This window comes from Pseudomonas sp. PME37.24/025 (assembly GCF_055556615.1).
In genome coordinates this window covers 540488-554266 of record NZ_JBVHNK010000001.1, presented here as the reverse complement: position 1 = coordinate 554266, position 13779 = coordinate 540488, and the positions used below count along the sequence as shown (strand labels likewise).

The 13779-nt window shown below is 56.7% G+C and carries 13 protein-coding genes and 1 pseudogene; 8 read left to right on the top strand and 6 right to left on the bottom strand.

Annotation, left to right across the window (positions count from 1 at the left end):
- Nucleotides 1-9: 9 nt before the first annotated feature.
- From ACZ3HH_RS02430 to ACZ3HH_RS02420, 3 genes are all read right to left on the bottom strand, one after another.
- On the bottom strand, nucleotides 10-870 hold the full coding sequence (locus ACZ3HH_RS02430; RefSeq protein WP_465802733.1) for an alpha/beta fold hydrolase: 861 nt from the start codon (nucleotides 868-870) through the stop codon (nucleotides 10-12).
- A 91-nt stretch (nucleotides 871-961) separates the two neighbouring features.
- Nucleotides 962-1750 (bottom strand): SDR family NAD(P)-dependent oxidoreductase, encoded by a 789-nt coding sequence (locus tag ACZ3HH_RS02425; protein ID WP_465802585.1) that lies wholly within the window; start codon nucleotides 1748-1750, stop codon nucleotides 962-964.
- A 69-nt stretch (nucleotides 1751-1819) separates the two neighbouring features.
- Nucleotides 1820-2920 carry an alkene reductase gene (locus tag ACZ3HH_RS02420; RefSeq protein ID WP_465802583.1) on the bottom strand — a complete coding sequence of 367 codons (1101 nt, stop codon included), beginning with the start codon at nucleotides 2918-2920 and terminating at the stop codon, nucleotides 1820-1822.
- 148 nt (nucleotides 2921-3068) lie between these two features.
- On the opposite strand from ACZ3HH_RS02420, the gene ACZ3HH_RS02415 reads away from it, so the two are divergent.
- From ACZ3HH_RS02415 to ACZ3HH_RS02405, 3 genes are all read left to right on the top strand, one after another.
- On the top strand, nucleotides 3069-3656 hold the full coding sequence (locus ACZ3HH_RS02415) for a TetR/AcrR family transcriptional regulator (protein ID WP_465802581.1): 588 nt from the start codon (nucleotides 3069-3071) through the stop codon (nucleotides 3654-3656).
- A 909-nt stretch (nucleotides 3657-4565) separates the two neighbouring features.
- Nucleotides 4566-5027: an L-alanine exporter AlaE gene (gene alaE, locus ACZ3HH_RS02410; protein ID WP_465802580.1), complete on the top strand. Its 462-nt coding sequence runs from the start codon at nucleotides 4566-4568 to the stop codon at nucleotides 5025-5027.
- Nucleotides 5028-5409: 382 nt separating this feature from the next.
- Nucleotides 5410-6126, top strand: coding sequence for a class I SAM-dependent methyltransferase (locus ACZ3HH_RS02405; protein WP_465802579.1), 717 nt, complete (start codon nucleotides 5410-5412; stop codon nucleotides 6124-6126).
- Between the two features lie 114 nt (nucleotides 6127-6240).
- Here the strand turns inward: ACZ3HH_RS02405 and ACZ3HH_RS02400 are convergent, their stop codons facing one another.
- A complete protein-coding gene (locus ACZ3HH_RS02400; RefSeq protein WP_465802577.1) occupies nucleotides 6241-7143 on the bottom strand; it encodes a LysR family transcriptional regulator in 903 nt (300 codons plus the stop codon).
- Between the two features lie 92 nt (nucleotides 7144-7235).
- Between ACZ3HH_RS02400 and ACZ3HH_RS02395 the strand changes: the two genes are divergently transcribed.
- The 3 genes and pseudogenes from ACZ3HH_RS02395 to ACZ3HH_RS02385 all read left to right on the top strand — a co-directional run bounded on the left by ACZ3HH_RS02395 (nucleotide 7236) and on the right by ACZ3HH_RS02385 (nucleotide 9389).
- On the top strand, nucleotides 7236-8243 hold the full coding sequence (locus tag ACZ3HH_RS02395; protein ID WP_465802576.1) for an aldo/keto reductase: 1008 nt from the start codon (nucleotides 7236-7238) through the stop codon (nucleotides 8241-8243).
- Nucleotides 8244-8318: 75 nt separating this feature from the next.
- Nucleotides 8319-8576 (top strand): annotated as a pseudogene (locus tag ACZ3HH_RS02390) (helix-turn-helix transcriptional regulator); the annotation flags it as partial.
- Between the two features lie 117 nt (nucleotides 8577-8693).
- The gene (locus ACZ3HH_RS02385) at nucleotides 8694-9389 is read left to right on the top strand and encodes a tRNA (adenine(22)-N(1))-methyltransferase (protein WP_465802574.1); all 696 of its coding nucleotides are present in this window, start codon (nucleotides 8694-8696) and stop codon (nucleotides 9387-9389) included.
- A 192-nt stretch (nucleotides 9390-9581) separates the two neighbouring features.
- On the opposite strand, the gene ACZ3HH_RS02380 is transcribed toward ACZ3HH_RS02385, so the two are convergent.
- Both ACZ3HH_RS02380 and ACZ3HH_RS02375 read right to left on the bottom strand, forming a co-directional pair.
- Nucleotides 9582-10196 (bottom strand): alpha/beta fold hydrolase, encoded by a 615-nt coding sequence (locus ACZ3HH_RS02380; protein WP_465802732.1) that lies wholly within the window; start codon nucleotides 10194-10196, stop codon nucleotides 9582-9584.
- A gap of 177 nt (nucleotides 10197-10373) precedes the next feature.
- Nucleotides 10374-11234: a LysR family transcriptional regulator gene (locus tag ACZ3HH_RS02375; RefSeq protein ID WP_465802572.1), complete on the bottom strand. Its 861-nt coding sequence runs from the start codon at nucleotides 11232-11234 to the stop codon at nucleotides 10374-10376.
- Between the two features lie 191 nt (nucleotides 11235-11425).
- Here ACZ3HH_RS02375 and ACZ3HH_RS02370 point away from each other — a divergent pair, with 191 nt between their 5' ends.
- Nucleotides 11426-12952 (top strand): MFS transporter, encoded by a 1527-nt coding sequence (locus ACZ3HH_RS02370; RefSeq protein WP_465802571.1) that lies wholly within the window; start codon nucleotides 11426-11428, stop codon nucleotides 12950-12952.
- A 124-nt stretch (nucleotides 12953-13076) separates the two neighbouring features.
- The gene (locus tag ACZ3HH_RS02365) at nucleotides 13077-13673 is read left to right on the top strand and encodes an eCIS core domain-containing protein (protein ID WP_465802569.1); all 597 of its coding nucleotides are present in this window, start codon (nucleotides 13077-13079) and stop codon (nucleotides 13671-13673) included.
- Nucleotides 13674-13779 lie beyond the last annotated feature (106 nt).

Genomic DNA, 13779 nt, shown 5'->3' with positions numbered 1-13779 from the left:
TCATTGCTGTCAGGCGTCGAGGAACGCCAAAGCCTTTGCCACAAAATCAGCATGATGTTGGAAAATTCCGCCGTGCCCCGCATCTTCGTAAATGATCAATTGCGCATTGGGAATGCGGTTCGCCAGCGCGATCGAGTTGACTGTGGGCACCATGATGTCTTTGTCCCCATTGGCTATCAGTGTCGGGATTTGCAGGCGGCCGAGGTCTTGTGGCGCCTGTTTGCCCCACGCGGTGATGGCTCTCAACTGCCGTAGAAAAGCGGTGGGCGTTGGGCCCTTGTCTCGATCTTTCTGGCGTTCTTTCAGACGTTTCAAAAACTCCGATGCGGCTTGGCGGCCGTTGGCCGTCGAGGTAAAGAACAGGTAGAACTTGGGATCTCGCAGCGTCAGCAAGCCTTTGATCATCAATGGCCATGCCACCGACCCGACCCTGTCGATACCTGCGCCACCGGCAGGTCCGGTCCCGGCGAGAATCATTCTGCGCACCAGTCCGGGAGCCTTCAGGGCGATGTCCTGAGCGACGAATCCGCCGAGTGAAAAACCGAGCAGGTCGACCTTGTCAAAACCCAGCGCACGAATCAGGCCAATTGCATCGTTAGCCATTTCATCGACGGTCAGTGGCGCGGTTCCACCCGAGCCACCGATGCCGCGGAAGTCGGTGGCGATGACACGCCGCGTTTTTGCCAGCCCGTCGATGATCCTGGGATCAAAGTTGTCCAGCACCGCGCCCCAATGATTGAACACAACCAGCGGCACCTCAGTCTTGGGTCCCATGTCACGATAGACGAATGGAGTCCCGTCAACCGTGATCGATTGGTTCGCGGCGTTGACGAACGGCGCCTGCGATCCAAAGCGTTTTTTTGTATCCATGAGGGTGATTTTCACTCCGTACAGATTGCGCGCACTCGACGCACTTGCATTCGCTCCTGCATCGAGGCGAAGCCGGCCTGCTACAAAAAGGTCACGCCTGGGCTTTGTATCGTTGCGCAACGGCGGACTGCCTTATCTGCGACAGCAGGCCCTGACGCGCTGTTTGAAGGGCATCCCAGCGCTCTCCTTCATGCAGCGGCGGAATGGTCACCGGCTCGCGACGATCGAAGCCGACCAATGCGGCATCGACCAGATCACCCACTTCCATGATTTCGCTCAAGGTATTGATGTCGATGCCGGCGCGATCCCAGATCTCTGTGCGGGTGGCTGCAGGCAGTACGGCTTGCACGTAAACGCCTTGGGGTGAAAGTTCCAGACTCAGCCCTTGGGAAAGGAACAGCACAAACGCCTTGGTCGCTCCGTATACCGACATGCCGAATTCCGGAGCCAGACCGACCACCGAGCCGATATTGATAATCGCGCCGTCACCCGCTTTGGCCAGGCGTGGGGCGATGGCACTGGCGAGCCGCACCAGCGCCGTGGTGTTAAGGGCGACCAGGTGCGCGACACTGTCGGTGCTCTGGTCGATGAAATTGCCGGACTGCGCCGCACCGGCGTTATTGACGAGAATGCCAATACGAGCGTCATCGCGCAGGCGTGCTTCGACGGTCGTCAAGTCGCTGAGTCGGGTCAAGTCAGCCTGAAGCACATCAATGGCGACGTTGTATTCGCTGCGCAACTTCGCTGCCAGTGTTTCCAGACGTACATTGTCACGGGCGACCAGGACCAGATCGTGCCCGCGTTGGGCAAAGCGTTCGGCGTAAACCGCGCCTATTCCGGTGGAGGCGCCAGTGATGAGAACGGTAGGGCGAGTGTTCATGGGGGGTTATCTCTTTTTCAAGGACATCGATAGGATTGATGTGCGACGGGTAGCACGTTCGCGTCATGCTCAATTCGCAGCAGCGCTCGATTCAGCGATCGTCGGGTAGTCGATGTAACCCGCTGCCCCACCGCCATAGAGGGTGGCGGGATTGAAGGCAGACAACGGCGCACCGATCTGGAGGCGCTCCACCAGGTCGGGGTTGCCAATGAAGGGACGACCGAAGGCGATCAGATCGGCCTGGTCTTCGGCGAGCCGCGAAGTCGCCAGATCCACGTCATAGCCGTTGTTGGCGATGTAGGTGTTTTTGAAGCGCTGGCGCAAGGCTCCGAAATCGAACGGTGCCACGTCACGCGGCCCGCCAGTCGCGCCTTCGACCACGTGCAGGTAAACAATGTCGAGGGCGTTGAGCTGGTCAACGATGTAATCGCACTGCGCCTGCGGATCACTGCTCGATACCCCGTTGGCCGGCGAGACGGGCGAGAGGCGAATGCCTGTGCGATCCGCACCGATCTCGCCTATGACAGCCGCTGTCACTTCCAGCAACAGGCGCGCACGATTTTCGATTGAGCCGCCGTAGGCATCGGTGCGCACGTTGGCGCCGTCCTTGATGAATTGGTCCAGCAAATAGCCATTCGCGCCGTGAATCTCTACGCCATCAAAACCTGCGGCAATAGCATTTGCCGACGCTTGACGGAAATCGTTGACGATCCCGGGCAGTTCGCTGATGTTCAGCGCTCGCGGCTCGGAAACGTCCACAAAGCTATTGTTGACGAACACTTTGGTCGCGGGCCGGAGTGCAGAGGGTGCCACTGGAGCTGCACCGTTTTCTTGTAGATCAACGTGTGAAACGCGGCCGACATGCCACAGCTGCAGGAAAATTTTTCCGCCTTTTGCATGCACGGCATCGGTCACGCTGCGCCAGCCGTCAATCTGCGCCTGCGTGTAAATCCCGGGAGTGTCCTGATAGCCCTGGCCCTGCCGGGAAATCTGCGAGGCTTCGCAAATCAGCAGACCTGCGGAGGCACGTTGGCTGTAATAGGTGGCAGCGAACTCGCTTGGCACGAAGCCTTCGCCTGCACGGTTGCGCGTCAGCGGGGCGAGGACGATTCGGTTCGATAGCGTCAGGGAGCCCAGCGTGTAGGGGGTGAACAGATTCTGGTCGGTCATGTGGTGTTTCTTCCGTGCCCGTTGAGGAATAGCGCTGTTGTCCGGGATTAGGATGATGATCGAAATCTAAACTGTCAATGAATTTGATTACGTCCAACATCTATGTATCATGGACGCATGATTTCCAAGCGCAAACGAGGTATTGCACGTGAGAGTGACCAAGGCCCAGGCACAGGCCAATCGCGAGCACATTGTCGAGACGGCCTCTGTATTGTTTCGTGAGCGAGGTTTTGACGGTGTAGGCGTGGCGGACCTCATGGCGGCTGCCGGATTCACCCACGGAGGTTTCTACAAACATTTCGGCTCGAAGGCTGATTTGATGGCTGAAGCCTCCGCCAACAGCCTTTCCCGATCGCTAGCCAGTGCTGAAGCGCTCGATATTCAGGGGTTTATCGATTTGTATGTGTCGAGGGATCACCGGGACGGGCGCGGCAGCGGTTGCACGATGGCTGCTTTGAGTGGCGACGCTGCGCGCCAGCCTTATGAGCTGAAGGCGGCGTTTGCCGAAGGCATCGAGCGCACGCTGCAAACGCTGGGAGAAAAGTATCCGTCGGGGCCAGATGCGGCACCTGGGGACGCGAGAGTGAAGATGATCGACATGCTGGCGCATGCTGTCGGCGCAATCGTGTTATCGCGTGCTTGTCCGGATGACTCGTCTCTGGCCGATGAAATACTCGAGGTTTGCCACGCTCAGATGACTGCCTCATTGTCTGTGCAGTCAGCCAGTGAACCGTAGGGTGAGGGATAGACGGGAGATTTCAAGGTGTGCCTGTTTCAGTGTCGTCACGACTTTGGTGCACACGTGCGCCGGTACACTCAGCATGCGAAGGCCAGGTGTTTCATCGGCACTCTCCATTCAGTTCACGTGTGGTGCGCACCAGATCCGGAAGTCTTTTTCAGTATTCCCTGGCGATAGTCGGGCACGCCTGCGCCGCATTAAAACTGATTTAAATCAGAGTTCAGTGTGAGAAAATTGCAAATTGCAGGCATTAGAGGGTGATTTGCGCCACAAGATAGAAGCTATCTTGAAGTTCTTGGTGAGTTTTATGATTTTCGGTAAATATCATCGTTTGGACTATAAGCGCTTCGCGATACTTGATCTCAGTTAAAATCAAGCAAACGGCGAGTGCTATTCGATACGGGCGCTAAGGGCCAAGGCGGAACAGGGGGAGTGAGGGGTAGACGACGCTATCTCCCATAGACTAGAGTACTGTCGTATCAGAGAGCATTGCTGCCATGGAGGCATTTGTGTGTATACGTCTTAACTCCCGCCAAAAACTTTACTCTGTTCCGCTCGTGCGTCCAGGTGTCAGATACTATTGCGCATGATCTCTAATTAAAAATAAACTTCTTGGTTTGACTATCTAAATACTCGACCGTGAACATGGAATTTTAAGTGCTACGACCGATGGAACAGTTCATTGCTTGTTGTTGCGCGTAATTTAAAGCCTGTGACGTTATAGCGAGGCTCGCTCTGCTGAGGGCGCTGGCGGAATATTGTTTTATGTTTAACGTGGCGTCCGGCACCATTTGACTACTAAAAATAACCTCTTATATATTTTGCCAATCAAAAAATTGAGCAGCATAGTGATCATAAAATCTCTCATTGCTGACCCCGTCACTCCAATTTAACCCATGATCAACTATGCCTTCTACCAACAATGATTTATCTATAAAGCAAAACGCCCAGTCTCTAAAAAATTTTTGGGCCGATACCTTCGCGCTAAATACGTTTTGCTACTTAATCTCCATACCTATCGAACTAGGTTTCGCGCAGATGACACTTGGCACACACCTGAGTGCTAGGCTCGTAGGGCTTTTCATTATCACCAGCACTGCTCGCCCCTTCGGTATATGGCGCGACTATGTCTTTAAAAAATTCAAGATTTCCGACAGGGATAAAGGTATAAAACCTTACCTTGTCGATACCTTGGCCTATCTCTCATTTGAGCTACCACTCTACATAATAAACATGAGCATAAGCGGTGCTACCTTAATGCAAGCCATCAAGGCTGCCTTGATATTTTGTATTATTGCAGGTTTTGTTGGCAGGCCTTACGGAATTTATAGAGCACTCATTAGAAAAAAACTATTTAACCTGAGTTGAGAACGCCAAATGGATATTGACTCAATAGTTCACATCATTACTTCATAGAAAAATCCAAGAGAAAACATTGTAAGTGACTTCGGTCGCACGACCATATTCTCATCTGGCCTCGGATCGTACGGGGATAGAGAGACTGATCGTGCATGGCACACTGTATATCCAGTCTCTGCGCACTCACTGAGTGAGTATTTTTGATCGACTGTTGCCTGTTGTGAGTGCCGCCATCTATCCGAAACTGACTGTCGCTACAAAGCGGAATCAGTCTGAAGGTGAGAGATTGTTTGAGCCGCACATTCCTTATGGGAATGTAGTGTATAAAATTAATGAATTGTTATTATGACTGCGTGTGGCGTAGCGTGATGTGAGGACATGGAGAACTGCCTTGAATTCATCCCCTCTCAATACTGCTGAAAAGTTTGATACCTCTCGAGCCAATGAGTACGGACGACAGAGCCGTATCGCACTAGCCGGATATGACGCCTGTCACGACCTGACTGCATGCATGCTGGCGGCAAGCCTTGGCAATTCAAGCTCGACAAAAATACTGGTAGTTGGCGCTGGCGGTACTGCACAGGAAATTATTGCTATGGCCAAACTTGAGCCGGGTTGGCGCTTCACTGCTGTTGATCCATCTGAGCCGATGCTGGAGGCAGCGAAGCAGCAGTTAGAGGCAAACAATTTACTTGAAAGGACGGCCATGCATCTTGGGCATGTTGAAGACCTGGCTGCAGACGCCTCATATGACGCAGCCACTTTGATCGGGGTACTCCATCATCTCGATGGCGATGATACCAAGCGGGAAATTTTACGATCCATTCGAGCTCATCTAAAGCCGGGTGCGCCGCTGATTGTCGCGGGGAATCAATACGCTTATGCCAGCCAGCCGTTACTGCTTGCTGCCTGGGGGCAACGGTGGCGGCAGCATGGAGTCAACCCGGATGAAGTGAAGGTCAAGCTTGGGAAAATCCTTCAAGGCGCTGACCCACCACATTCCGAGGCGGCGGTTCAAAAACTTTTGCATGACGCCGGATTCGGAGGCGCTACTCGTTTCTTCAGCAGCCTGTTCTGGAGTGCCTGGTTGACGTGTAAAACGGGTTGAGCCTGGAAGCGGGTGGCTGCTTCTGGCCGATTGTTGTTCGATCCGAAGGGCCGCTTTCGACTGTGGATTCAACCCGAAGCAGTCATCGAGACTGCCAGTCGCGATGGTTCTGAATCAGGTTCGCAAATCGCCCGCTCTGATGAATTCGATGAGGGCGTTCAAGGCCGGCGGCACATGGCGTCGGCTGGAGTAATAAAGAAAGAATCGGCTTGGCGGTGCTTTCCATTCCTGGAGTATTTCTCTGAGATGCCCTTTGCGGATTTCGTCACGCGCCAGCTCCTCGTAGACATAGGCAATCCCAGCGCCATCTTTCGCCGCCTGGATCATCAGCGCATCGTCTTCCAGAATGAGCGGGCCTGTGACGGATAACCGTATCGGTTGACCGTCTGCTTGATACTCCCAGGCGTAAAGTTTGCCACTGGGAAAACGCCTGGCAATGCACGCGTGCTCGAGCAAGTCGCGGGGGGCGTGCGCGATCCCTTTTTCGGCCAGGTAGGCATCAGCAGCGACGGTCACGAACGATTGAGGGGCGCCGACAGGGACTGCAATCATGTCGCCGGCCAGGCTTTCACCAAAGCGGACTCCAGCGTCAAATCCGCCGTTCACGATATCGGTCAATCCATCGTCGGTGATCAGGTCCAACTGAATACGTGGATACCTGGCCACGAAGGGCGCGAGCACTTTCGCAAAAACGATACGAGCCGCCGGACGCGCCACGTTGAGACGGAGTTTGCCTGCGGGCACTTCCTGCATCGAGGTCAATTGCGCCAATACATCGGCAACCTGGTGCAGCGTCGGTACCAGCGTTGCCAATAGCTGTTGGCCGGCCTCGGTAGGGGTCACGCTACGAGTGGTTCGGTTCAGCAGCCTGATGCCCAGGCGTGCTTCCAACGCTCGCAACGCGTGACTCAACGCGGAAGCCGAAACACCACGCTCGTCGGCCGCCTTGCGGAAGCTGCGATGGCGAGCGACGGCGGCAAAGGCATCGAGTTCAGAGAGATCGGGGTGATTACTCATGAATGTCGTTCAGTAGTTCAAATACGATTACCCATCTTATCGCCATCAGATCTCTCCCGGATACTTCTCACATCATTTGTGGAGAGATCGCTATGCAAAAGAATCGTCTTGGATCGTCGGATTTTCTGATTTCGCCTATTGGCTTGGGGACGTGGGCAATCGCCGGCACCGGCTGGGAGTACAGTTGGGGAGCGCAGGATGACAAGGACAGCCTGGGCGCACTTGAATATGCCGTCGAACGCGGCGTGAACTGGATTGATACCGCTGCGGTTTATGGCTTGGGCCATGCGGAGCAATTAGTGGGGCAATTGCTGCGTCGGGTGCCGGTCTCTCGGCGTCCTTTGGTGTTCACCAAAGGCAGCTTGGTCTGGGACCCGGTCACGAAGCAGATTTCGCACTCCCTGGCCCCCCAATCTTTGCTCGCCGAGATCGACGCAAGCTTGCGCAGGCTCCAAGTCGAGACTGTCGATCTGTATCAGATCCACTGGCCTGCCTTTCCTGCCGATGCAAGCAGTGAAGGTATTGAAATGGCGCTTTCGGCTTTGGCCGCCGCGCGCGATCAAGGAAAAATTCGCGCGATCGGCGTATCGAATTTCGATGTCGCTCAACTCAAGCGGGCGCAGGCGGTGACAGAGATCGTTTCGCTTCAGCCGCCGTACTCCGCCTTGATGCGGGACATCGAGAAAGACGTCCTGCCATTCTGCGAGCAGGCCGGGTTGGGTGTCCTTGCCTATTCCACACTTCAATCGGGGCTACTTTCCGGCAGCATGACACGCGAACGCATCTCGCAACTGCCCGAAGACGATTGGCGCAAGGCCCGAAGTGCTGATTTCCAGGAGCCCCGTTTGAGTGCGAACCTGACATTGGTTGACGTCATGGCACGCATTGGAGAAAGGCACGGGGTCAGCGCTGCGGCGGTCGCCATCGCCTGGGTACTTCGCCAACCGGTAGTGACGGGCGCCATTGTCGGAGCCCGCCACCCAGCACAAGTAGACGGACTGATTGCAGCCTCGGCGTTGCGCCTTAGCGCCGCAGAAATCGACGAAATTCGACCGTTCCTGCCGTCGGGCATGGGAACAAATGTCCCTGGTGCCGCCTGACACTGTTGAACAGAGGTGAGCGTTCGCCGGCCAGTCTTGTTGTTCATGAGTCCGATCATCGGCTGGTCGAATAACGCCCGGTTCGGGGGCGTGTCGCGCTCATCGCTGGAGTCGCGCTTTCGCAAAGTGCGAGGCTGCAGCGTGCATGAGGAGATCCTGCGCTTCAAACTGGCGGCAGCGACCAACGGGCTGGAAAACACCGATTCAGCGATTGCAGACATTGCGCACAACTGCGGCTTCAAATCTGCGCAGTATCTGCACACTGTGTGCCGCCGCGAGTTTGGCTGTACCCCCCGTGAATACCAGCAGGGCGCCAACGTAGCGATCCAGTAATCGTTGGGCCGAGTCATCGCCTGGTCGCGTAAATTTGAAATGCACGGCGTTGCTCGACAGAATCTCCCCCTGATCCGGCCAAAGGTGCCGGATTCGTGGTGAAAAAAGGAACTGCAGTTGAACGAACAGACATTGTCCATGCGCCTGGAGCGCGTGGCGGCGCATATACCAGCAGACGCACGCCTGGCCGATATAGGCTCGGATCACGGCTACCTGCCGGTGGCGTTGATGCGCCGTGGCGCCATCGCTGCGGCAGTGGCCGGCGAGGTGGCATTGACCCCGTTCCGCTCGGCCGAACGCACCGTGCGCGAGAACGGTCTGGAGCGGCGAATCACCGTGCGCCAGGCCAATGGCCTGGCGGCGATCGAGCCAGGAGACGGGGTCACGGCGATCAGCATCTGTGGCATGGGCGGTGAGACGATTCGCGACATCCTCGACAGCGGCAAGGCGCGCCTGAACGGCCAGGAGCGCCTGATCCTGCAGCCCAACGGTGGCGAGCAGCCACTGCGCCAATGGCTGATGGAAAATGGCTACCGCATACTCTGCGAAGAGCTGCTGCGGGAAAATCGCTTCTACTACGAAATCATCGTCGCCGAGCGCGCCGAGCCGGTGATGTATACCGCCGAGGAACTGTACTTCGGCCCGCTGCAGATGCAGGCACGCAGCCCGGCGTTCCTGTCCAAGTGGCAGCGCATGCTGCGCCATAAGCAGCAGACCCTGGCCAACTTCGCCCGGGCGCGGCAGACGGTGCCCGAAGAGAAGGTGCAAGATATCGCCCAACAAGCCCGGTGGATCAGCGAGCTGCTGGCTTGAGCTCACGGTGTTAGACGCTTTAGAGACCCCCAAAACCGATAAACCAGGGAAGCGTAGTCCCCGGCCATGGTAAAGAGAGGGTAGTAGGACACCACCGGTTTGCCACCAGTCTGTCCACCGACTGCTTTGTGATCGATTGCTGCCTGTCACGAAGGGGCTGCAACCGGCCCGCAGTGGCAACAAGTGCTCCGCTCACCAGCAGGCCAGATGTCTCTCGATCAACCTTGCCACTTCAACTGCGTGAGTAAAGCCCAGACTGTGATCGGCGCCAGGGAAAACGTGTAGTTCAGCGCGGGGTAACAGTTGAGCAAGGCGCTGGCCGACGCGAACGGGGCTGATCAGATCAGAATCTCCCCAGAGGAGCAGGACTGGCATACGCAACTCGACCAACCGGAGCGTGAGGTCGGTGTGGTCGTCGAGAAACCAACTCGGCAGTGTCTGGTTGGCGGCAGCAAAATCCGGGCGCCAGTCATGCGCGCCCAGAGCAGACATATCCACCCCGCCAGAGGTGACGGTCAGCGTCAGGTGCGTGATCAGCTCAGGGCGTTCAAGCGCTGCAAGCACAGCGACTATCCCGCCCATGGACTGCGCCACCAGCGCTGTGGGCCGGTCGATCTCGGCAAGCACGCGTGCCACCAGATCATCCATGCCGGTCACGCTAGGCAAGGGCGGAGTGTCTCCAAAGCCGGGCCAGCCGATATGGACCTGCTGCGCCGGGTGGGCCAGGCGCTCGGCAACCGGAAGCCAAAACCGGGTGTTACCCGATGCTCCGGGCAGGAAGAGGAGTTTGGCGGGGGAGGCGATCACAGGTTCGGTCCTTGAAGGTGGGATTGAAAGAGTCAGCAGGAGGGCAAAATGGATGCCGCAAGGTTCGATGACCACTTCGGAACGAGAGCCGCCGGTAGTGAAGGGCAGTTCGCGATCCAAAGCAACCATTCGCCAATCAACAGGGCACTTACCCTGGAATGCCAATGGCAGTTTGTTCTAGATCGATGGCGACTCAGACATCTCCACCAGCAGTTGCCCAAATGCATGGGCAGCAGGCGTCTTTCCAGTGACACTCCATATCAGTCGGAAATCAGCGTCCAGTAGCCGTGGCAGGCCATATTGCCCGTCAATCACCACCATGCCGGGCTCTAGATCTCCCAGCGGTAGCGCGGTGACGGCAAGCCCCGCCAATACCGCCGCCCGCAGCCCTTGTTGACTTGGAGAGGTAAAGGCAACTCGCCAATCCACGGTGGAACTTTCTAATGCCTCTACGGCCACCTGGCGGTGAACGCAGGGCGCTGGTGCAAACGCCAGCGGCAAAGGAGCCTCGCCGGTAAAGTCGAAATTCTGCGCTGCGGCCCAGACAAACCGGGTTTCGCGCAGCACGGTACCGCCGACCTGACTGCCCGGCAATGCCATAACCACGGCCAGATCGAGCCCATCGGCATCGACCTGCGCGCGCAGATCGAGGTAGGTGCCGACGGTTACATCCAGACGTACTGCGGGAAATTGTCTGGCGAACCGAGTCAGTAACGGCGGCAGGCCATCGCCGATAAAGTTTTCTGGCACACCGAAGCGCACGGTCCCGGATACCGATGACGCTCCGAAACGCCGGGAGAGGGCGTCTTGCGCTTTGAGGACGTGTTCGGCATGGCGCAGAAAATCTTCGCCATCTTCTGTCAGCGTCAAACGTCGGGTGGTGCGCACCAGCAGGGTGGTGCCGGCCTGTTCTTCCAGACGCCGGATCTGATGACTGATCGCTGACTGGCTCAAGTGCAGCCGCTCTGCGGCACGAGTGAAACTACCGGTCTCCTTGATCGCGACAAAAGCCCGCAACAGAGCTGGGTCGAAGTCCATTTAGTCAACTCATGATGAATATTAATAAAACTTACGAAATTAAATCATTTCTGTCATTTTTTAATTACTTCCAGAATGCGGCCGGTCACTTGGAGTTATGTCTGGTGACGCTGGTGAGGCTATCGCGCCAACTCCTTTGAGGGGGCAGAGCCGTCTTGCCAGTGCCCATCAACTTGATCTGGAAGGTCTCGATGCCGTTCTCTTCTTCGCAAAAGGATGTTTTCACAATAGTCGCCGTTTGCTTGGCCTCGCTGATGTTCGGCCTGGAAATCTCAAGTGTGCCGGCAATCCTGCCCACGCTTGAATCGGTTCTGCACAGCGATTTCAAAGATATGCAGTGGATCATGAATGCCTACACCATCGCCTGCACCACGGTGCTGATGGCCATCGGCACACTGGCGGATCGGTATGGGCGCAAGCGAGTGTTTATCATTAGCCTGGTACTTTTCGGCATTACCTCTCTGAGCTGTGGATGGGCGCAAAGCACCAGCGTGTTGATCGCAAGCCGATTTCTGCAAGGTATGTCCGGTGGTGCCATGCTGATTTGTCAGGTGGCAGTGCTGTCTCACCGATTCCAGTCGGGAGCTGCGCGCGGCAAAGCGTTCAGTGCCTGGGGGATCGTGTTCGGCATCGGTTTGGGGTTCGGTCCGATTATCGGCGCAGCTATCGCGGCATTGTCGAGTTGGGAATGGGTGTTCCTGGTGCATGCGCCCATTGCCGTACTTGCGCTGGTGCTGGTGCTCGTCGGTGTCGATGAATCACGTGATCCGCAGCGCCGCAGGCTGGATGTGTTGGGTATTATTTCGTTATCGCTGGCAGTGTTAGGCCTTTCCTGGTTCATCACTCAGGGAGCAGGGGAGGGTTTCTCCAGCGGTTCGGCCATCATCAGCCTGATTGTGGCGATGGTCAGCTTCATTGTCTTTGTCATCGCCCAGCGGCGCTATGTCGATCCCATGTTCGACTTCTCTGTATTTCGCATCCGCCGTTTCTCGGGTGCCTTGCTAGGGTCGGCAGGCATGAACTTCAGCTTCTGGCCCTTCATGATCTACCTGCCTCTGTACTTTCAAAATAGCCTGGGCTACGCCAGTATCGGCACCGGTCTGGCGCTACTGGCGTATACGCTGCCGACGCTGTTTATCCCGCCGTTGGGCGAACGCTTGGCATTGCGTTATCGACCTGATGTGGTGATTCCCGCTGGCTTGTTCACCATAGGTCTGGGGTTCCTCCTGATGAAATGGGGCAGCAGTGTCACGCATGCCAGCTGGCTGACGATGCTTCCTGGCTGCCTGATCGCCGGGATCGGACTGGGGCTGACCAATACGCCTGTCACCAACACCACCACTGGATCGGTGCCCAGTGAGCGTGCTGGCATGGCATCGGGCATCGATATCAGCGCTCGTATGATCAGCCTTGCAATCAATATCGCGCTGATGGGATTCATCCTGGTGGAAGGCATCCTGTCTTCCCTGCGCAACCAGTTATCTGGCGCGCCCGATGATGTGCAACTGAGGTTGCTGGCACAAAATATTTCATCCGGCAACTCTGCCCTGTTGGCGCAGACCGGACAGGGGGCTACAATTCCGGTCGATGTCGCCAACGCAGCTTTGGCACACGGGTTTGGCTGGGTGATGGTGTATGGCGGTATTGCTGCGTGGGTGTTAGTGGCGGCGAGTTGGGTGGTCTTTCGTTCAAGCAAAGCCGTGCATTCTCAGCAGTGAGCAGGTGGTCTGTCGCTTCCTGCGATTATCTTGGGGGCCTTGGTTCGGGACTACGCTAAAGCTACGCGGGTCGTCGATCAACTGTGACCCACCGTTTGCGCTGCATCCGTCCCTGGAGCGCCCAATGCCGCCCATCACCACGCGCCTGGTGGCGCTGTTTGTTCTTTGCCTGACGCTTGAAGTGCCAGCCCAGAACAGCACCTGTCCAGCGGGTGAGAAACAAGTGTGCCTGGACGGCTGCATCTGCTTGCCAGATGTGGGGCCGCTGCTCGGCCCCCTGCCTGATGGCCTCCACCAGATCGCGGCACCTGCCCTGGTGCTGTGGCTGACCCAAGCCCGCGCTGAAGCAGCCAGCGCCGGCATCCAACCCGTTCCACCGCACATCCGCGAACAACTGCTGCGCTGGTACGCCCCCAGCGTTCTCGATGCCGCGCACTACAAAGTGAGCGACGACGGCCAATTCAACGCCGCGACTGCCATGCTGCAAAACCCCGATGTCGGTGCCGTGACGCTGATCGACATCATCCTCTTCCGGGACGCTCAAACCGCAGAGCAGAACATCGCGCTCTGGGCTCACGAATTAAAGCATGTGCAGCAGTATCAGGAGTGGGGGGTAGAAGGATTTGCCCAGCGGTATACACAAGACTTCAATGCTGTGGAGGCACCGGCTTATGCCATACAGGCTGAGGTCAGGCGGTTGGTGCGGGAAGGGACTCACTGAAGGGTAGCGAAGCTTCCTGTCATTACAGGTAGAAAGCAGTGGTTTTATGGAATCGTGTTAACAACCAATCTGCACAAATCTTCTAAACGTTCTTTCCATTGCGCGG